Origin of the sequence: Flavobacterium agri, assembly GCF_013401995.1 — a bacterium.
Lineage (GTDB): Bacteria > Bacteroidota > Bacteroidia > Flavobacteriales > Flavobacteriaceae > Flavobacterium > Flavobacterium agri.
This window is the reverse complement of sequence record NZ_JACBJI010000002.1, coordinates 709880-729525: the sequence shown is the minus strand read 5'-3', so window position 1 is coordinate 729525 and position 19646 is coordinate 709880. Positions and strand designations below refer to the sequence as shown.

The following is a 19646-nucleotide window of genomic DNA, read 5'->3' as shown; positions in this document are numbered from 1 at the left end:
TCGCCAATGAGCAAACAACTACTCTCTTTGTTTTTTATCGTCCTGTTTTCTTCGGTTGGCTTTGCCCAGCTGCAGTGTGGCGGATATTTCTACGATAGCGGATTGGAAGGCAATTATCCGGCGAACGCCGATGAGATTACCACGATTTGCCCAGATGTTCCCGGTGAAGCCGTAACGGTAACGTTCACTTCATTCCAAACCGAAGCACAATTTGACGGACTCTATGTTTTTGATGGCAATTCGACGAATGCGCCTCAAATTTCAAGCGGACAACAAGGCAACGTTCCAGGTGGGATGTCGGGTGCTTTTTGGGGCACTACCGCTCCCGGACCGTTCACTTCCACTAGCCCTGACGGCTGCCTCACCTTTTGGTTCAAAAGCGATTCAACTCTAGAAAATGGCGGATGGGAAGCCATGATAACGTGCGGAAGCGAAAACTTCAACTGTCCCGCTCCTACTGCACTTACGGTATCGAATGTAATGTCTACAACTGCGTTGCTAAGCTGGACGGAAACGGGTACGGCTGTTCTTTGGGAGGTTTTGGCGATCCCTTGCGGCGCACCGGCACCTACGGTTTCTTCAGTCGGAACACTAGTGACGGCGAATCCTTATATGTTTCCCGCATTAAGTCCAAGTACTTGTTATAGCTTTTACGTGCGTGCGCATTGCGAAAACAGCGTGAGCGTCTGGAGTCAGTCAGCTATCGCGACGACCGTGCAACCCGTAACCCTATGCGGCGAACATTTTTACGACAACGGAGGTGCGAACGGAAATTATTCGAACCTTAGTAATGCTACGACCACGATTTGTCCTGAAAATCCCGGAGATGTCGTATCGGTTTCGTTCAACTCTTTCAATACCGAAGCCACTTGGGACGGATTATATGTGTACAACGGAAATTCCACTTCGGCACCGATGATTTCAAGTGGCAACCTCGGCGGCAACGTGCCCGGCGGATTGCCCGGATCATTTTGGGGAACTACCATTCCAGGCCCGTTTGAATCGACGAGCACCGACGGTTGCCTGACCTTCGTTTTCAAAAGCGACACGAGTGTCAACATGCCGGGTTGGGACGCTTCGGTATATTGCGGTCCGCCGTCGAATTGTTTTGTCGCGAACGGAGTCACCGTTACCAATGTAACGACCGATTCGGCAACAATCGGATGGACTTCCGTAGGCGATGCCACGCAATGGCAATTGACGGTGACGCCTTCTGTTTCGGGTTCACCTTTCACGACATCAAGCAATCCATTCGTCCTGACCGGACTTTCCCCGGACACGACTTATAGCGTAAGCATCAAGACGATTTGCGAAGAAGGCTGGATGACGGTTTCGACTCCGCCGGTTTCGTTCGTTACGGCTATTCCCGAAACCAATCCGCTCAGCGTGAATACGACACTTTATACGCCTTCAGAATTGATCAGCAACGTTTTGATAGACAATCCTTGCCTGGAAATCACCAACGTGAGCTCGAGTACCGGAACGACTTTCGGCTCTACCAATGGCATCGGCTTTTTCCAGAACGACAATCCGAATTTTCCGTTGACATCGGGAATCGTTTTAAGCACCGGAGATGCTGCGAATATTCCCGGACCAAACACATCGGCACTTAGTGACGGCGGTGCTCAATGGCCTGGAGATGCAGATTTGGAAGCCATCATCAGTACGACTTTGGGAACGCCGATGAATTCGAGGAATGCCACTAAACTCGAATTCGATTTTACGGCTTTGAACGAATTCATGAGCTTTAATTTCCTTTTCGCTTCAGATGAATACGGGATTTTCCAATGCAATTACGCCGACGCTTTCGCTTTTCTTTTGACCGATCTCGAAACAGGTATCACCACCAATTTGGCTGTTGTTCCGGGAACACAGGATCCGGTTTCGGTAGTGACGATTCGCGACGGTGCGAACAATACGAGCTGTGCTTCGGCAAATGAAGGCTATTTTGGCCAGTATTTCGGCACTCCCGATTACGACGGCGCCACTAATTTCATAGGACAAACGGCCGTGATGACGGCATCGTCAGTTGTGATACCTAACCATCCGTACCACATCAAACTTGTAGTAGCTGACCGAAACGATTCATTATACGATTCGGCCGTATTTATAGAAGCCGGCAGTTTCACTTCTGGTCCGCCTCAATGTTCAGACAAATTGCAATTGGTGGCTTTTGTTGACGAAAATGCAAACGGTGTAAAAGATGCGAGCGAAGATGCTTTCAACCATGGATCGTTTACTGTAGAGCAGAATGATTCAGGCGATATTTCGCAAGTGTATTCGCCTTTCGGAAGCTACGATCTTTACGACGCCAATCCGGTCAACAGCTACGATTTGGGTTATGTTATCCAGTCTGGATTTGCGTCTTATTATACAGTATCGGCTTCGTACAACGACATGAATATCGCCGTTGGCAGCGGTGAGCAAATCGTGTATTTCCCGGTTACGCTGACCCAACCGTTCAACGATGTTGCGGTTTCTATCGTCTCTATCAGCGCGCCTCGGCCTGCAATGACGTACCAAAATAAAGTCATTTATACGAATAACGGCGTGAGCCCGGCTTCGGGAACGATCACGTTTACAAAAGATGCCTTGGTTACCATTACAGATGTCTCTCAACCAGGAACGGTCGCCAATTTGAATGGTTTCACGTATAATTTCACCGACTTGCAGCCAAACGAGACACGCATGTTCATCGTGACGCTTTCCGTGCCTGCGCCTCCAACTGTAAACCAAGACGATTTGCTCACGAATGGCGTAACGATTTCGGCTGTAGCGAACGACATCGATTTAGCGAACAATACATTTTCGAATACGCAGGTTGTCGTGAATTCGTACGATCCGAACATGATCATCGAAGCGCATGGCGAACAGATCGATATCAATACGTTCAGCGTAAATGAATTCTTGTACTACACCATCTATTTCCAAAACACGGGAACGGCAAGTGCAATCCAAGTTCGCCTTGACGACATTCTCGATCCTCAATTGGATGAGAATACCGTCGTGATGCTCAATGCGAGCCATAACTATGTGCTACAGCGCAAGCAGAACCATTTAAAATGGATTTTTGACTACATCATGCTACCGGGACAAATGCAGAACGATCAACTTTCGAAAGGCTATGTGTTCTTCAAGATAAAAGTAAAACCTGGTTTCCAGGCGGGCGACATCATCCCGAATACGGCCCAAATTTATTTCGACAGCAATCCTGCCGTTGTGACCAATACGTTCAATACGATGTTTATCGATGCGTTGCAGAATGATGATTTCGACGCTTCAAGTTTCGTTTTGTTCCCGAATCCTGCGAACAGTGTGTTCACGGTAAGTTTTACCAACACGAGCGAAGTGCTTTCTAAGATTTCGGTTTATGACATGCTGGGCAAGAAAGTCACCGAAACCGATGGCTTGCAACAATCGCAAGCCAACGTGAACGTGACCGGATTATCAAAAGGCGTTTATTTAGTAGAGATAATGACCGCAAGCGACAAGCGATTGGTTCGCAAACTGGTCATAGAATAACGATATCGTTTTAATGGGAAAATCCTCTTCGGCTCGTTCTGAAGGGGATTTTTTTTTACGGATGCCCAAAATTCTCCGACACTCCAAAAAATCAGCGGTTCAAATACCAAATGGATGCGTTGAGGATTGTCGCGAAACTGACCCAAAGTAAATACGGCACAAACAGGAATCCCGAAATTTTGTTTAGTTTTTTGAATTTGAACCAGGTCTCGTATATCATCAGCCAAAGCAGAACGATTTCAATCAGAGCCAGCAACGGGTTCTTGAGTCCGAAGAAAACCAACGACCATGCGGCGTTCAATCCTAATTGGATAAAGAAAAATTTGAGTGCGTTGCGAACCTCGTCCTTATCGAAATCGATACGTGCCCAAACCAATCCGGCGGCGACTCCCATCAATACGTAAAGTGTGCTCCAGACGGGAAGAAACAACCAATTCGGCGGATTGAACGATGGTTTTTCAAGAAGCGGGAACCAAGTGTCGACACTCGATTGGGTGACCTGGCCCGAAATATATCCGACGCCGATGCACGTGGCGACCATGATGAGGATTTTGGAGAACTTGTTCATTTTTTAGAGGCGCTTCACTTTGGACACGTTGCGCAATGGCGAAAGTACGAAACGAGCACCATATTGATGACGGCTTTTTTCCTACTGCAAACTTTCGCACTTGAGCACCTAAGCACTTAACCACTTTCAACCTATCTTTGCCCAAAATTCATCTTATGTCGCAAGACGTCGATTTCATCCCGAAACCTTACGCTACTTATCCTGAAAACGGCCGTTTTGAATGGAGCGCGCCGAGCAACATTGCCTTGGTGAAATATTGGGGTAAGATAGAACCGCAATTGCCTGCGAATCCATCGATCAGTTTTACACTGGATTCTTGTAAGACCGTAACGGAACTGGAATTTTCAAAACGCGCAAACGACGGGAACTTCTCTTTCGATTTGCTTTTTGAAGCACAACCGAAAGAGGATTTTAAACCCAAAATCATCAAGTTTTTCGAACGCATAGAACGCTATTTGCCATTTTTGAAAGACTATCATTTTAAAATCGATACGCGCAATACGTTTCCGCATTCATCGGGAATCGCGTCTTCGGCTTCGGGAATGGCGGCTTTATCGGTCAATTTGATGAGTTTGGAAAAAGCGCTCAATCCTCAAATGACCGACGATCATTTCTGGAAAAAAGCATCTTTTTTGGCAAGGCTTGGCTCCGGAAGTGCGTGCCGCAGCGTAAAAGGCGAAGTCGTGGTTTGGGGAAAACATGCCGAAATTGAAGGAAGTTCTGATTTATTTGGCGTGGAATTCCCGTTCGGAATCCATCCGAATTTCAAGAATTACCAGGATGCGATTTTGCTTGTAGAGAAAGGGCAAAAAGAGGTTTCGAGTACGGTCGGTCACGACTTGATGATCGGGCATCCGTTTGCCGAAAGACGTTTTGAACAAGCGCACGAGAACCTGTCGAAAGTAAAAAATTCACTGGTATCGGGCGATTTGGAAAGTTTCATCTCCATCGTCGAAAGCGAGGCATTGACGTTGCATGCGATGATGATGACGTCTAATCCGTATTTTATCCTGATGAAACCGAACACGCTCGAAATCATCAATAAAATCTGGAAATTCAGACGGGAAACCGCAATGCCCGTTTGTTTCACTTTAGACGCCGGAGCGAACGTACACGTACTTTATCCCGAAAACGTTGCAGTAGAAGTTTTGCAATTTATTAAGGATGAATTAGTTGCGTTTTGCAAAAATGGAGAGTACATTTGCGACCGAATCGGCGCAGGTGCACAAAACTTTTGAAAGTTCGGCGTTTTAAATTGCGTAACTTTACACTAATAAATCGAGCGTTCCTGCGTTATACGCTAAACACCAAATAAAATGAAAGGACCGTTATTCTATTCAAAAATTCTCCTGTTCGGCGAATACGGAATCATCAAGGATTCTAAAGGACTTTCTATCCCATACAATTATTACAAAGGCGCGCTCAAAGTGGCCGAAAACCCAGACGAGGACGCCAAAAAATCGAACGCGAGCCTAAGCCGTTTCGTATTCTATCTCGAGAATTTGCAAACCGAACATCCAGATTTGGTGCAGTTCGACATTGCCCAATTACATCACGATGTAGCCGAAGGCATGTACTTCGATTCGTCTATCCCGCAAGGATACGGCGTCGGATCGAGCGGCGCTTTGGTCGCGGCGATTTACGACAAATACGCCAAGAATAAAATCACGGTTCTCGAAAACCTTACGCGCGAGAAATTGCTTACGCTCAAGACGATTTTCGGTCACATGGAATCGTTTTTCCACGGAAAAAGTTCCGGTCTCGATCCGTTGAACTCATATTTGAGCATCCCGATTCTGATCAATTCAAAAGACAATATCGAAGCGACCGGAATTCCTGCCCAAAAAGCGACCGGTCACGGAGCCGTGTTTTTGCTCGATTCCGGAATCGTAGGCGAAACCGCACCGATGGTGAACATTTTTATGGAAAACCTCAAGGACAAAGGTTTCCGTGCGATGCTCAAAAACCAGTTCGTGAAATATACCGACGCTTGTGTCGAGAATTTCCTCGGAGGCGATATGAAGTCGCTTTTTGCCAATACCAAGAAACTTTCGAAAGTCGTTTTGAACAATTTCAAGCCGATGATTCCCGAACAATTCCACGGCATCTGGCAACACGGCATCGATTCTAACGATTATTACCTGAAGCTTTGCGGATCTGGCGGCGGCGGTTATATTTTGGGCTTTACCGAAGATTTGGAGAAAGCGCAAAAAGCACTCAAAGACTACAAACTCGAAGTCGTTTACCAGTTCTAGGATTTCCCGAAGGACACAATCACAAATTCCAACCGGATGCTCAACCGCAAGAACAAATTGCTGCTCAAGAAAATCGCAAGCATGTTCTCGGTGGTTCGCGGTTATAACATTCCCGTGATCGCTTTGGCGCAGTACCTTTCGGCGATTTTCATTTTGTCGCCACCCGAAATGGGCGCACTCGAGGTGATTTTGGACATCAATATCTTTTTGTTGGTCTTGGCGTCTTCTATCGCGATCGCTTCGGGTTATATCATCAACAATTTTTACGATTCGGAAAAAGACCTGATCAACCGGCCGCGCAAGTCGATGCTCGACCGATTGGTAAGCCAGAAAACCAAATTGTATGTTTATTTTTCACTCAATTTTCTAGCGGTTTTCGTCGGATGGCTCGTATCTTGGCGCGTGGCGTTGTTCTATGCGATGTACATTTTCGTGATCTGGTTCTATTCGCACAAGCTTAAAAAATATGCGATTATCGGCAACGTTTCGGCTTGTTTGCTTGCTATTGCGCCGTTTTTCGGGATTTTGCTGTACTTCGGAAAACTCGATCCGAACAGCATGTTCCGGCCGATGCAGCTCGAGATCATCATTTCGCACGCGTCTTTCCTGTTTTTGCTTTTGTTGATTCGTGAGATGACCAAGGACCTCGAGAACTTACGAGGTGATTTTGCCACCGATTACAAGACGATTCCCGTGGTTTACGGCGAAAACGTTTCGAAAAGAATAATTACGGTTTTGGTCGTGCTTACGGTAATTCCGGTGTATGCGTTGATCAATATGTTCGACGTGGGTTATATGGATATCTACTTCTATGTGTGTCTCGGATTCCTACTCTTTTTCGTACTTTTTTTATGGCAAGCCGACAAACGCAAACAGTTTCTGGCATTACATAACATGCTCAAATTTTTGATCGTGGCCGGCGTTTTCTGCATCGTTTTGATCGAACCCAGCGTTTTGTGGAACGGGAAAAAGATGTTGATGTCGGGACTTTGATATTCCTTATTCTCATTATTTATTTTTATTGTCCGACACTTGCCTCCTAGCCCGGATGGCAGCGGAAAGCCCACAGGAAACAAGCCTTTATTTTTAGCTTTTGGCGCAGCGACCTCAGGAAGCTCGCGGCCAAATGCAAAAAAATTTGGCTTGGAGCCGAGGACTTGCAGCGGACAGCCGGATTGGCTTCTTACAACAAATACCACATCTGTGCGCCCTAAACCCTGAACCTTACGTATCTTTGCCAAAAATTTAATGGGGATGGACAAGCCTAACAACGACAAGCGTTTCGACCGCAGCAAAGGAAAAGACGGGCGTACAAACTTTTTTAAGCCGAAATCGGATGCAAAACCGGCTTTGCCAAAACGCACGCAAAAACCTAAGAAGGAAGCGGCTCCAGCCAAAGCGGCAAAGGCTTCGGACGAAATCAGGCTCAATAAATACATCGCGAATTCGGGTGCTTGCTCGCGTCGAGATGCGGATATTTATATCCAATCGGGCAATGTGAAAGTCAATGGCGCCGTCGTGACCGAAATGGGTTACAAAGTGAAACCCGGAGATGTGGTGAATTTCGACGGAAGCCTTATCACGCCTGAGCGCAAGGAATATGTGCTGCTTAACAAACCTAAGAATTTCAGTACGTCGGGCGATGAGGAAAAAGGTTCGAACAATGTTTTGGATCTGGTTCGCTCATCGGGTGTGCCGAACTTGAAACCTGTCGGGCGTATGGACAAAACGACTACGGGATTGCTGCTTTTTACGAACGACAACGATATGGTCGTGAAATTTGGCAAACCGAACCAGAAGTCGCCAAAAATATATCAGGTGTCGCTTGACCGCAACCTTAAATTTGAGGATCTCGAGAAGATTTCGGGTGGCGTGACGCTCGATGAACATCGTTTGTTCGTGGACGAAATCAGTTATGTGGAAGGCGAGCCGAAAACAGAAATCGGCCTGAAATTGCGAACCGCGAACGTAAAAGTCGTGCGTGCGATTTTCGAGCAGTTCAAATACAATGTGCTTAAAATCGACCGCGTTTCGTTTGCAGGATTGACCAAAAAGAACTTGCCGAGAGGAAACTGGAGGTTTTTGACGGAACAGGAAGTGATCAATTTGAGAAACGGGTAGAATAGTCTGTTTCGAGCTTATAGAACAGACCTCAAAGGTTTTTAAAAACCTTTGAGGTCTGTCATTTTTCCTCAATTTTCACAAAATGTACAGAAAATCTGTAACCGGATTTCGAGCTTGCACGCTACTTTTATCGTCTAATCTATACGCCATGCAATTTTGTTACCTGTACATCTTCACCAATGTCGCGCGCACTTATCTCTATATCGGTGCGACCGACGATTTGACGCAAAAACTTGAAGAACACAAATTAATCGCGTGCTCTTCGTTTTCGAAGGAAATCCATGCGACACATCTCATCTATTTCGAGACGTTCAGTAAACTTTCTCTTGCCGAATCACGGGTCGCGGAAATAAAAAAGTGGAAGGAAAGCCAAAAATGGCGGTTGATCATGCGCGCGAATCCATGCCTTTCCGAACTTTTATGGCTTGATTCCGAAACAACCGCGGCCTAACGCGGACAAATGTGTATTTTTAGGCAAATTAATTTTTTATGTCCGTAGAATACATAGCCGTTGAATGGATGGACGCCTTCAACGCGAAAGACCTTGAAAGGCTTCTGTTGCTTTATCACGACAATGCCGAACATTACAGCCCGAAGCTCAAAATCAGGAAGCCCGAAACCAATGGTTTGGTTACCGGAAAAGCAGCCATGCGCGAATGGTGGCAGGATGCTTTTGACCGACTTCCGACGTTGTTTTATAAAATCACTTCGCTGACCGCAAATGATCGCCAAGTGTTTATGGAATATGTCCGTGAACTTGAAAATGAAGAAGATTTGCTCGTCGCCGAAGTGCTCGAAGTCGAAAACGGAAAAATAATCGCATCGCGCGTATACCACGGATAACATGAAAAAGTTCATCTATAAAGTGACAATCGCCGCCGTGATTTGTTCGGTGTTCGTCGGTTGTAAAAAATCTGAAGAAAAACACATGGACTTCTCGACGCTCACCAAAAATTATTTCGACGACAAGAACAAACTCAATCCGATCGACGCGACGCTCAACGGGCAAAGCCAGTACAACGACCAACTCGTTTTCGAGATGACCGATTCGTACCGCGCGGAACAGAAAAAATTCTTCGAGAAGTACCAATCGGAATTGAAATCTGTAGATACGACAGTCCTTTCGGCCGAGGAAAAAATCAGTTACGACATCATCGGATGGGAGACATCTATAGGTTTGGATTTACTGAAATATCCGACGAACCTGTTGCCTATCCAACAATTCGCGGGAACGCATCTTACCATCGGACAATTGGCCGGTGGCGAATCGGCACAACCCTTCAAGACCGAAAAAGACTACCGCGACTTCCTTAAAAGAATGGACAAGTACAGCGTTTGGCTCGATTCGGCGATGGTATACATGAAAAAAGGGATTGCGCAAAAAGTGGTTTTACCCAAATCGCTTACGATTAAAGTCATTCCGCAATTCGAGGATATGATCACTTCTAAAGTCGAAGACAACCTGTTCTACACGACGATTAAGAACATGCCTGCCGATTTTTCTGATGCGATCAAAAAAGACCTGACCGACGCCTATTCCAAAACGATTACAGAGAAACTCGAACCGAAGTTCAGGCAAATGATCGATTTCCTTAAGAACGAATATTTGCCGGCTTCGCGTGCCACGAGCGGATACAACGATCTGGCTTTCGGCAAGGACGTCTATAAAATCTACGTCAAGCAATGGACGACGACCAATATGACGCCAGACGAAATCCACGAATTAGGACTCAAGGAAGTGGCGCGTCTTCGGGCCGAGATGGAAAAAGTCAAACAACAAGTCGGATTCAAGGGCGACATCAAGGAATTCTTCAATTACGTGCGAGAGAAAAAAGAACTTAAACCGTTCAAGACACCAGAGGAAGTGATCGCGAATTTCGAACGCATCCACAACATCATCAAACCCAACGTCGACAAATTCTTCTCGCTTCAGCCCAAGACGCCTTTCGAAATCAGGAGAACCGAGGCATTCCGTGAGAAAAGCGCTTCTGCCGAATATATCCAAGGTGCGGCCGACGGTTCGCGTCCCGGGATTTTCTACGTACCGATTCCCGATGTGAGCAAATACAATTATTACGCCGATGAAGATTTGTTCCTTCATGAAGCCATTCCGGGTCACCATTTCCAGATTTCGCTACAACAGGAAAACAAGGAACTGCCCGACTTCAGGAAGTTTGCGTGGTTCGGTGCCGAAGGCGAAGGATGGGCTTTGTACACCGAAAGTCTCGGAAAGGAGTTAGGTCTTTACAACGATCCTTACCAATATTTCGGGATGCTTGGCAGCGAAATGTTGCGCGCCACGCGTCTTGTGGTCGATACGGGCTTGCATTGGAAAGGTTGGACAAGAGAACAAGCCATCCAATACAAAATGGAAAACGAAGCCGAACCAGCCGACGGAATCGTAATGGAAACCGAGCGTTACATGGCGCTTCCGGGTCAGGCGACATCTTACAAGATTGGTCAATTAAAGATCATCGAACTTCGGAAAAAAGCACAAACCGCATTGGGCAACAAATTCGACATCCGCGAATTCCATGCGAAGATTTTAGAAAGCGGCGTAATGCCTTTGGCTTTGCTTGAGAGGAAAATCGACGCTTGGATTGAGAGCAAAAAGTAAATATGTCTCAGATTAAACCCCTGAACTAGCCGAAAAGTAAGAAAAACGCTTGCAATTTTACCCAATGACAAAAACGTATCTGACCTACTTATTCCTTTTACTTTCAAGTATAGCTGCAATCGGACAAATCAATTCGGTTTCGGATATATTGAACGGCAAACGGTTTGCTCATATCGAAAACGGACACATTATTTTCGATGCGGATACGACGGCTTATAAAACGTATTTGACCAAAAACCTTTCGCACAATGGTTCTCAACTACATTTTGACCGTATCGAAATACGCGAAAAAACGACAATGGGCGAGCAGTCAAAGTCGTATTATTTTGTCATGTTGAGTGACCTCAAACGAAATGTAAAGGTGTCGAGATGGCTGAAAAAGCGTGGAAACGATTTCGCGTTTTCTTCTGATGAGAATTTCCATATGTTTTACAGCATTTGCGAATCGGGCAACGGATGCGACCCCAACCTTTACGTTCAGGAAAAACGCACCGGTTGGATTTGCGGCACCGAAATAAGTTGCGCTAAACCAGGCGAAACCGTCAAATGTCCGACGGCGACCGCGATGATTATGGAAGAATAGAAAAGCCCGCATCTTCAGCGGGCTTTCATCAGGACAGGAAAATATCTATTTCCCCATTATCCGATTTTACTTTTTCGATCTGCCGCCTGTAGAATGCCCAAGTCACTTTTTCGAGTGCGGTTTCCTCATCGACCTCGAACGGATGCTTGAAGTGGAAATTGAGAAACAAAGCATTCTCATTAGCCATTTTTTGCGGATGCAAGACCGAAGTTCCGCAGTAATCCACATTTGGATTGTCCAGTTGTTGAAACACAAACTCGTTGAACTCCTTGTCGTTCGGCATTTTGCAGTTGCAGCATTTGAGGATTAAGTTTTGCGCTTTCATTGTAGTTGCTTTTTTGACAAATGTAAATGCGCCATCCCAACTCCGTTTACACAAAAACAATTTCACTTTGCACGATTTTCACTTTAACAATAAAGCCCGGAGAGAAATTCCGGGCTTTACATTTAAAACTAAGCTTAATTACTTTTTGATGAATTTTTGGCTGAATGCTTTTCCACCATCGGCGCGAAGTACCAGAATGTAAGTTCCCTGACTTAGGTTTTTCACCGAAACACTATCGTTGACCAAAGCCGGAGAAGCGACCAATCTTCCGCCAAGATCGAAAATCTCAACAGAAGTTACGGACGGTATCGCATTGCTATGGCTTATCGTGAGCACATCGCTCGTCGGATTCGGATACACGCTGAACACACCGGCATTAGGATCGTGTGTGGCGAGAGACGAACCTTCGACGACACTCAAAAGTTGGTTGCTTGTCGGATTTTGGATCGTGTCCACAACACCCGAAGGCCATCTAATGATCACCTGGTCGACCGTAGTCGCCGATCCCAATCCGAAATGCGCATTGAGCGTACTCATGTATTCAAACCCTTCGCCGCTGCGAATGTCGCGGATTTGTTTGCCCCAAGAACCGTAAATCTCGACACGTGCGCCGATTCCGTTGCTGTTGCTTTGGATGCCGTGAAGATTGACCGCAAACCAATTGTTGCCATTCGGGATCGCATATTTTATCGATGTTCCGATAAGGATATCCAAAAACCCGTCGCCGTTCAAATCGCCGATTGAACCCACGGTCATTCCCGCATAAGCCGTCGGAAGGAACGAATTGTCGCCTTGGTTGAACATGATTTTTCCACCGCCTCCAAGGATGTCCAAAAATCCGTCGTTGTCGAAATCGTAGGCCACATAATCGCGGTTCGAGGATAAATTGCTGTCGAATCCGGATCCCATCGTGATATTCGTGAACATATCGGGACCTGCATTCAGGTCGAGGTCGTTTCTGTACAGTCGCGTCGGCACGCCTCCGTTGGAACCTACAAGGATATCCATATCGCCGTCGTTGTCGAAATCGCCGATCGAAGAAGACCATGATTGTACCGGCGTGAAATTGATGCCCGAAACATAGGCTACGTCGGTAAACGTGCCGTTGCCGTTATTGCGGTGCAACTCGCACGGAGGACCGGAACATTTCGAAATGAAAAGATCGCTGTCGCCGTCGTTGTCGTAATCGGTCCAGATAGATGCGTAATTCCCGCCGACCGATCCGAAAAGATTGGCGCCGCTTGACTGGTAGAACGTCATATTTGCCGAGCCGTCGTTCATGTAATAACAGTTGGGAGCGACGTCGTGGCATGAAAAGGCATCGAGATTACCATCGTTATTGATGTCGATGAAGTTCGTGCGTTGGCAGAAAATATATTGTCCCGGTGTGATGCTCGTATAGGCCGTCCCGCCCGCGTTCGACCTCCAGAAAGACAATCCGCTGCCGTTTCCGAGAAGCAAATCGTTGTAACCGTCTTTGTTATAATCACCGGCCGCTATGCTCCAACTTGGCATCATGCTGGGCCCGGGAACCGTAAAATAGCCCACTTCGAATGCGCCACCCGCACCTTGATAATTCACTCTCAAACTCGTATTGTTCACGCTGGCGATGTCATCTTTCCCGTCTCCGTTCATATCTACCACGCAATTATTGTAATCGCCCATAGACAATGTGCCAATGACTTGAGTCGTATAATTTACGGGCACGACGATCACTTCTTCTATGATCTGGAAATCGAATCCTGCTGCGCTCCATCTGTTGTCCCAAGCGATGTAATAGGTAGTCCCGCCAACGACATCGAAGGTTTTCTTGGAAAGATTCGAGTTCGTATTGCCCGAATTACAGGCCAAAACTCCCGAGTTGTCATCGCTCGAAACGCAGGTCAGGATTCCTGAACACGAACCTGTATATACACTGAAATTCGTGTCTTTGCATAAGTTTTGGGGCAAATCGGATGTTACGGTAAGATGGTAATCCTGGGTCGGCGTATAACGGTACCACTTGGCAAGGGTCGCGGTCGAACACGAGGTGGAGATGTTCCCGCCATCGATCGCCCCAACCGTGTAAGTGCCCGCTGTGACAGGAGTCGCCACGAAACACGGGCTTGGAACGAACGGCGCTTCGATCAATTGGAAATCGAATCCGAGCGCATTCCATCGGTTGTCCCAAGCGATATAATACGTAACGCCAGCCATCGCATCGAACGTTTTTTTCGACAGATAAGAATTCGAATTACCCGAGTTGCATTGGATCACACCCGAATCGTCATCGGATACATAACAACTCAATGCCGAACAATTTCCCGTATACACGCTGAAATTGGTGTCTTTACAGATGTTTTGTGGCAAATCTGACGTTAACGTGACACTGTGGTTTTCGGTCGGCGTGTATGCATACCATTCGGCCATTGAGGCATTCGAACACGAACTGGTGATGTTCGTTCCGTTGATTGCGGAAACCGTGTAAGTGCCCGCCGTTATGGGCTGTGCCGTCGCACATGTATTTTGTGCATTCGACATTTGAAACGCAAATCCCGCGACGGCCATCAAAAACAGATTGAACCAGCGCGGCCGTTTTTTTAGTTTAGTAGTTTTCAAATCCATATTGAGTAGTTATTTAGTTGTATGATTAATTGCAGTTTTCGAGAGAATTTATCCATTCCTGGATCAACGCGACGCCTTCGTCGTGAATCAGCGTCCTTCCGTGAAGCGGCATCCTGAACGTTTCGTTGATCGTGTTGACCCTATAAAACAGCATCGATTGTTCCGGATGGCGTGGTGTGATGATTTTTCCCAATTCCGTCGGAAATCCTTGCATGTCCTGTGTATCGACGCAAACACCCATATTCGCCAATCCGTTCGTGCCGGTCGTTTCACTGAATGCAAAACGCATCGGCCTGTAATCGCAATGGCGGTTGGTCATGTGGCAATGCGAGCAATTAGCGTCGAAATACGACCTTACGCGCAATTCTACGGGTTTGGTCGCATCGCTGTAATCGACAGTCGAATTGGCGGCAGACGGCATCGTGAAATTCGGATCGAGATAACCTGCCTCAATCCATTTGGTGAGCTGGTTTTTCGATTCGTTGCCGTAATTGTAGTTGAAATTGAGGTTCTGTGGTTTGATCCCGATCGGAATCTGAATCGCAGTGCCGCCGTTTTGGGAATCCTGCCATTTGTGACACACCTTGCATTGTACTTCGTTCGGGATACGATAATCGACATTTCGCGAAACACCGTTTTCATCGGTCCAGGAAATAGGTGTGACGCTTCCCGCGAGATCGAGCAAAGCTTCGGTCTGATCGGCATTCCAAACGTAATCGGCGAAAATCCAGCCTGAGGCCTGACGGATCATCACGCGTGTCTCGATAATCCTGGTTTGCCCGGGAACTGGTGCGCTCTGGACGTTGTCGTAGTAAAAAGTTTTGATGAGAGCCGCGCCTACCGGCAATTCCAACGAAACATTGTCTCCAGCGAAAGTGGCTTTCGTTCCGGTTGGCATCCAAACGAAGCGCTTCTTGTGCGAATAATCGGCGAACAAATTACTCGAAGGCGCATACGGCAAGACGTTCAGCGACGGGATTTGGTTTTTCATCTCGCCTTCAAAGAATTTATAATCGGATAATTTCGGATACGGCACTTGGGTAAGATCCACCGTTACGGGCGAAACCGGTTCGACGGGAACATAGCCGTCGTCATCGGATTTGGAACAGGACAAAATCGCAAAAACAAAGCAAATACACGCAGCGATTGCGGAAGCGTAAATTTTTCTCATAAATTTTGGGGAATACTCTCAAATTTATTTAAAAATATCCAGCATGCTGTCCGTCAGCCTGTTAAAATTAGAATTCGATAAACGGCATGAGAATTCGACTGCGAAAAGCTTCGAAAAAAATGCTTCGTTCATCGATAAATTCCAAAAAACGACAATAGAGAAAAGTCGAAAAAAGTAGTGAATACTGGGCTTCCGATCCTGTTGGAAAAAAGCATTTCGAAACGAAAATATATTTAGCCAAAAACGGCAAACTATGATTCTCATCGAGAATTCGCAAAAAGCGAATGGACCATAAATGAAAAAAGCCTCTTGATTTGAGAGGCTTTTCGTGCGGGTGATAGTCCCGACGCTTCGGGAGAACCTACACACACACCCAAAATAGAAAAAGCCTCCCATAAAGAGAGGCTTTCGTGCGGGTGATAGTCCCGACGCTTCGGGAGAACCTACACACCCAAAATAGAAAAAGCCTCCCATAAAGAGAGGCTTTCGTGCGGGTGATAGGACTCGAACCTACACACCGTAAGGCACCAGATCCTAAGTCTGGCGTGTCTACCAATTTCACCACACCCGCGTTGATGCGCAACATCACTGCTGCTTTGGTGGGTGCAAATATACACATAGAATTGTATTTCCAAACCATTTTACAAGAAAATTTGATTTAATTGTTTTTCCTACTTTTGAATGATAAACCAACTCATTTCCTTCATGGACGACATAAAACCCTACGTGCAGCAGCACAAGGACCGATTCATCAACGAACTTATAGATTTATTGAAAATACCGTCGGTTTCTGCCGACAGCGCTTACTCTCAAGACGTTATCGATATGAGCGAGGCCGTCAAGAAAAGCCTTGAAGAAGCCGGATGCGACAAAGTAGAAATCTGCGACACGCCCGGATATCCTATCGTTTACGGCGAAAAAATCATCAATCCTGAACTCCCGACCGTTCTCGTTTACGGTCATTACGACGTACAGCCACCGGATCCTATGGATTTGTGGACGTCGCCTCCGTTCGAACCCGTAATCAAAAAGACCGAAATCCATCCTGAAGGTGCGATTTTCGCGCGTGGCGCGTGCGACGACAAAGGCCAGATGTATATGCACGTGAAAGCGCTCGAGTATATGGTTCGCACGAATACCTTGCCTTGTAACGTGAAATTCATGATCGAAGGCGAAGAAGAAGTCGGGTCGAAAAGCTTGGGCTGGTTTGTCGAAAGGAATCAGGAGAAACTCAAGAACGACGTGATCTTGATTTCGGATACGGGCATGATCTCGAACCAACAACCGTCGATCACGACCGGTTTGCGAGGCTTGAGTTATGTAGAAGTCGAAGTTACAGGTCCGAACCGTGATCTGCATTCAGGATTATATGGCGGAGCTGTTGCCAACCCAATCAACATCCTCGCTAAAATGATCGCTTCGTTGCACGACGAGAACAACCACATCACGATTCCCGGGTTTTACGACAAAGTCGAGGAATTGTCGCGCGAAGAAAGAGACGAAATGGCCAAAGCGCCGTTCTCGCTCGAAAACTACAAGAAAGCGCTTGACATAGATGATATTTACGGAGAAGCCGGATATGTGACCAACGAACGCAATTCCATCCGTCCGACATTGGACGTCAACGGAATTTGGGGCGGCTACACAGGCGAAGGCGCAAAAACCGTGATTGCGAGCAAAGCGTACGCCAAAATTTCGATGCGACTTGTTCCGAACCAGGATTGGGAAGAAATCACGCAATTGTTCACGAAACATTTCGAAAGCATCGCTCCGAAATCGGTAAAAGTAAAAGTCACGCCTCATCACGGCGGACAAGGTTATGTGACGCCTACCGATTCTATCGGATATCAAGCTGCGGCAAAAGCATATAACGAAAGTTTTGGCGTAAAGCCGATCCCGGTGCGCTCGGGCGGTTCGATCCCGATTGTGGCTTTGTTTGAGAAAGAACTCAAAAGCAAGACGATCATGATGGGATTCGGTTTGGATTCGGATGCGATCCACTCGCCTAACGAGCATTTCGGGGTTTTCAATTATTTGAAAGGCATTGAGACGATTCCGTTGTTTTACAAATATTTTGTAGAACTGTCGAAGTAATTATAGAATCCGCTTAACCGCGGATTTTTTATTTGAACCATTAAGGGAATTAAGGTGTTGTCTTAATTTCCTTAATGGTTTTAATTTTTAGGGCGTTGCGTCGGCTGGAAAATTCTGTGGTAAACATGTCCCGATAAGCCGCCGCCGGGCTGTCTGCTGTATCTTTTGGCGCCTCGACTGCGCTCGCCGCCAAAAGGATGCCGCTTCCATCCCTAACGCGAATCCCGTCTATCTGGCACGTCTTGATCATAACTTCATTTCGCCAACTCCGGAACGCTCTGGAAAATAAAATCGCCATGCCTTCCGTCAAAATACTTATCGAACTTGGTTTCGAACTCCTTCCGCTTGGCTTCCGTATCCCACTTGGCCTTGAACAACTCGTCGTTTTTGTCTATCGCTTTTTCAAGGTCGCACATCGCATCGACGACAAAAATCTCGGTATATTGCATGTTGTCGGCTCCCCACGCATGAACCAACGGCATATAGCCTTTGATCAGGTCATTTTTGTAGAACACCGCTTCGACAAATTGCTTGTTGAGTTCGTCGAATTCCTTTTGCGTGCCGTCTTTCGGCGTTCCCCAATAATTCACGCGCATGTAGAAGATCTGCGGCTTGTCTGATTTCGCTTTTGGCATACGGCCGCCTGCCATCGTCGAATAAATCTCGTCGGAATGCTGCGGTTGATAATACTTCCATCGTTTTTCAAAGAACGTCTTACGCGCCTTTTCGTCTGGCCAGCCTTTCTTGACAAGGTCGTCGGTGCGCGTGTTTGCCTTTTCTATGGCTTCCCACGAGTCGTACGTGCTTTGCACCAGGAATTCGGTGTTGTCTGGGGTAAAGTAATGCATCAGCACGCGATGGCCTACGATGAACTCGTTCTTGCTGATGACCTTGTCGAAGTACTCCTTTTCGAGTGAAAGCCACTCGGCCCGCGTAAGGTTTTCGCCTGTCACATTGCGGTGCATCTTGGTAGAAGTCACGAACTGTTCCTTGAATTCCTGCGCAATTGCAGGCCATGTCGGCAATGCCAATAACAGCATCGAAAGGATGGTTTTGATTGTTTTCATGATGGTGAATTTGTGTTTATAAATCGGATTAAATATCCACGCCAAAAGATTTGGGAAACAACAAATTCGGGGATAATAAAGTTACTCAATATCGAATTATACATTTGATTTTCTGTACATATTTCATAAAAAGCATCGTTTATGAAAGAATATACATCGGGAAATCGCAACGGCTGAATTAAAATTCGCACAATAAAACTTTTTATTCTACGTTTGTAGAAATAAATCTATATTTGTAGAAATGATTTAAGATGAATAAACTGTTGCTTCTTTTCGTTTTTATGTTGGGATTTTCCGCAAACGCCCAAACCAAAATACTGCGGTTCAGCGAAGCAGAAAATCAAGGTGTGTCGTCTCATGAACTCGACAAGATTTACAAAAGTGCGGTTCACACTGATCCTAAATTGGCCGTTTTCAAAACCGACGAGGAACAACAGCGATTGCAAAAAGCATACGTTCAGTTTTTCTCGGATTTCGGAAAATACTTAAACGACAACCAATTCAAATGGGAATCAAAAACACGATGCTTCAACCGCATTTACATGCAAAAAGACGGAACGGTCGATTACTTTTTGTTCGATTTCGGCAAAAATCCGCTTTCTGAAACAACCGAAAACCGCTTCAGGCAGCTTTTGTCCGAATTTCTGAAAACCCACAAATTCCCGATTGCCGCAAGCGAAAAATTCGCCCAATGTAGTCCGATTACCTATCAATAA

The 19646-nt window shown here is 46.3% G+C and carries 16 protein-coding genes and 1 tRNA gene; 11 read left to right on the top strand and 6 right to left on the bottom strand.

The features are described from left to right. Positions 1 to 6: 6 nt before the first annotated feature. Complete coding sequence (locus tag HZF10_RS07245) at positions 7 to 3522, top strand: DUF7619 domain-containing protein (protein WP_176005531.1); 3516 nt, start codon at positions 7 to 9, stop codon at positions 3520 to 3522. 91 nt (positions 3523 to 3613) lie between these two features. On the opposite strand, the gene HZF10_RS07240 is transcribed toward HZF10_RS07245, so the two are convergent. After that, positions 3614 to 4090 carry a TspO/MBR family protein gene (locus tag HZF10_RS07240; RefSeq protein WP_176005530.1) on the bottom strand — a complete coding sequence of 159 codons (477 nt, stop codon included), beginning with the start codon at positions 4088 to 4090 and terminating at the stop codon, positions 3614 to 3616. 155 nt (positions 4091 to 4245) lie between these two features. Here HZF10_RS07240 and HZF10_RS07235 point away from each other — a divergent pair, with 155 nt between their 5' ends. The 8 genes from HZF10_RS07235 to HZF10_RS07200 all read left to right on the top strand — a co-directional run bounded on the left by HZF10_RS07235 (position 4246) and on the right by HZF10_RS07200 (position 11669). Next, positions 4246 to 5328 carry a diphosphomevalonate decarboxylase gene (locus HZF10_RS07235; protein ID WP_176005529.1) on the top strand — a complete coding sequence of 361 codons (1083 nt, stop codon included), beginning with the start codon at positions 4246 to 4248 and terminating at the stop codon, positions 5326 to 5328. A 78-nt stretch (positions 5329 to 5406) separates the two neighbouring features. Beyond that, positions 5407 to 6345, top strand: coding sequence for a mevalonate kinase family protein (locus tag HZF10_RS07230; RefSeq protein ID WP_176005528.1), 939 nt, complete (start codon positions 5407 to 5409; stop codon positions 6343 to 6345). Positions 6346 to 6381: 36 nt separating this feature from the next. Beyond that, positions 6382 to 7338: a geranylgeranylglycerol-phosphate geranylgeranyltransferase gene (locus tag HZF10_RS07225; RefSeq protein ID WP_176005527.1), complete on the top strand. Its 957-nt coding sequence runs from the start codon at positions 6382 to 6384 to the stop codon at positions 7336 to 7338. 261 nt (positions 7339 to 7599) lie between these two features. Beyond that, entirely contained in the window at positions 7600 to 8466 is an 867-nt protein-coding gene (locus HZF10_RS07220) for a pseudouridine synthase (RefSeq protein ID WP_176005526.1), read from the top strand. Between the two features lie 151 nt (positions 8467 to 8617). Beyond that, complete coding sequence (locus HZF10_RS07215) at positions 8618 to 8920, top strand: GIY-YIG nuclease family protein (protein WP_176005525.1); 303 nt, start codon at positions 8618 to 8620, stop codon at positions 8918 to 8920. A 38-nt stretch (positions 8921 to 8958) separates the two neighbouring features. After that, entirely contained in the window at positions 8959 to 9312 is a 354-nt protein-coding gene (locus tag HZF10_RS07210; protein ID WP_176005524.1) for a nuclear transport factor 2 family protein, read from the top strand. Between the two features lies 1 nt (position 9313). Next, positions 9314 to 11086 carry a DUF885 domain-containing protein gene (locus HZF10_RS07205; RefSeq protein WP_176005523.1) on the top strand — a complete coding sequence of 591 codons (1773 nt, stop codon included), beginning with the start codon at positions 9314 to 9316 and terminating at the stop codon, positions 11084 to 11086. A gap of 64 nt (positions 11087 to 11150) precedes the next feature. Then, positions 11151 to 11669: a hypothetical protein gene (locus HZF10_RS07200; RefSeq protein WP_176005522.1), complete on the top strand. Its 519-nt coding sequence runs from the start codon at positions 11151 to 11153 to the stop codon at positions 11667 to 11669. A gap of 28 nt (positions 11670 to 11697) precedes the next feature. Here the strand turns inward: HZF10_RS07200 and HZF10_RS07195 are convergent, their stop codons facing one another. The 4 genes from HZF10_RS07195 to HZF10_RS07180 form a co-directional block, all read right to left on the bottom strand. Further along, positions 11698 to 11994 carry a hypothetical protein gene (locus tag HZF10_RS07195; RefSeq protein WP_176005521.1) on the bottom strand — a complete coding sequence of 99 codons (297 nt, stop codon included), beginning with the start codon at positions 11992 to 11994 and terminating at the stop codon, positions 11698 to 11700. A gap of 138 nt (positions 11995 to 12132) precedes the next feature. Continuing rightward, positions 12133 to 14541, bottom strand: a complete 2409-nt coding sequence (locus tag HZF10_RS07190) for an FG-GAP-like repeat-containing protein (RefSeq protein WP_246282505.1) — start codon at positions 14539 to 14541, stop codon at positions 12133 to 12135. An 82-nt stretch (positions 14542 to 14623) separates the two neighbouring features. Next, positions 14624 to 15769: a hypothetical protein gene (locus HZF10_RS07185; protein WP_176005520.1), complete on the bottom strand. Its 1146-nt coding sequence runs from the start codon at positions 15767 to 15769 to the stop codon at positions 14624 to 14626. A 489-nt stretch (positions 15770 to 16258) separates the two neighbouring features. Beyond that, positions 16259 to 16340 (bottom strand) — tRNA-Leu (locus tag HZF10_RS07180). 134 nt (positions 16341 to 16474) lie between these two features. On the opposite strand from HZF10_RS07180, the gene HZF10_RS07175 reads away from it, so the two are divergent. Continuing rightward, positions 16475 to 17863: a dipeptidase gene (locus tag HZF10_RS07175; protein ID WP_176005519.1), complete on the top strand. Its 1389-nt coding sequence runs from the start codon at positions 16475 to 16477 to the stop codon at positions 17861 to 17863. A 254-nt stretch (positions 17864 to 18117) separates the two neighbouring features. Here HZF10_RS07175 and HZF10_RS07165 read toward each other — a convergent pair whose 3' ends face one another. Next, positions 18118 to 18930: a hypothetical protein gene (locus tag HZF10_RS07165; RefSeq protein WP_176005517.1), complete on the bottom strand. Its 813-nt coding sequence runs from the start codon at positions 18928 to 18930 to the stop codon at positions 18118 to 18120. Between the two features lie 251 nt (positions 18931 to 19181). On the opposite strand from HZF10_RS07165, the gene HZF10_RS07160 reads away from it, so the two are divergent. Further along, complete coding sequence (locus HZF10_RS07160) at positions 19182 to 19646, top strand: hypothetical protein (RefSeq protein WP_176005516.1); 465 nt, start codon at positions 19182 to 19184, stop codon at positions 19644 to 19646.

Coding starts and splice junctions, on each gene's coding strand:
- HZF10_RS07245 (WP_176005531.1), top strand. CDS start 7: ATGAGCAAACAACTACTCTCTTTGTTTTTTATCGTCCTGTTTTCTTCG.
- HZF10_RS07240 (WP_176005530.1), bottom strand. CDS start 4,090: ATGAACAAGTTCTCCAAAATCCTCATCATGGTCGCCACGTGCATCGGC.
- HZF10_RS07235 (WP_176005529.1), top strand. CDS start 4,246: ATGTCGCAAGACGTCGATTTCATCCCGAAACCTTACGCTACTTATCCT.
- HZF10_RS07230 (WP_176005528.1), top strand. CDS start 5,407: ATGAAAGGACCGTTATTCTATTCAAAAATTCTCCTGTTCGGCGAATAC.
- HZF10_RS07225 (WP_176005527.1), top strand. CDS start 6,382: ATGCTCAACCGCAAGAACAAATTGCTGCTCAAGAAAATCGCAAGCATG.
- HZF10_RS07220 (WP_176005526.1), top strand. CDS start 7,600: ATGGACAAGCCTAACAACGACAAGCGTTTCGACCGCAGCAAAGGAAAA.
- HZF10_RS07215 (WP_176005525.1), top strand. CDS start 8,618: ATGCAATTTTGTTACCTGTACATCTTCACCAATGTCGCGCGCACTTAT.
- HZF10_RS07210 (WP_176005524.1), top strand. CDS start 8,959: ATGTCCGTAGAATACATAGCCGTTGAATGGATGGACGCCTTCAACGCG.
- HZF10_RS07205 (WP_176005523.1), top strand. CDS start 9,314: ATGAAAAAGTTCATCTATAAAGTGACAATCGCCGCCGTGATTTGTTCG.
- HZF10_RS07200 (WP_176005522.1), top strand. CDS start 11,151: ATGACAAAAACGTATCTGACCTACTTATTCCTTTTACTTTCAAGTATA.
- HZF10_RS07195 (WP_176005521.1), bottom strand. CDS start 11,994: ATGAAAGCGCAAAACTTAATCCTCAAATGCTGCAACTGCAAAATGCCG.
- HZF10_RS07190 (WP_246282505.1), bottom strand. CDS start 14,541: ATGGCCGTCGCGGGATTTGCGTTTCAAATGTCGAATGCACAAAATACA.
- HZF10_RS07185 (WP_176005520.1), bottom strand. CDS start 15,769: ATGAGAAAAATTTACGCTTCCGCAATCGCTGCGTGTATTTGCTTTGTT.
- HZF10_RS07175 (WP_176005519.1), top strand. CDS start 16,475: ATGGACGACATAAAACCCTACGTGCAGCAGCACAAGGACCGATTCATC.
- HZF10_RS07165 (WP_176005517.1), bottom strand. CDS start 18,930: ATGAAAACAATCAAAACCATCCTTTCGATGCTGTTATTGGCATTGCCG.
- HZF10_RS07160 (WP_176005516.1), top strand. CDS start 19,182: ATGAATAAACTGTTGCTTCTTTTCGTTTTTATGTTGGGATTTTCCGCA.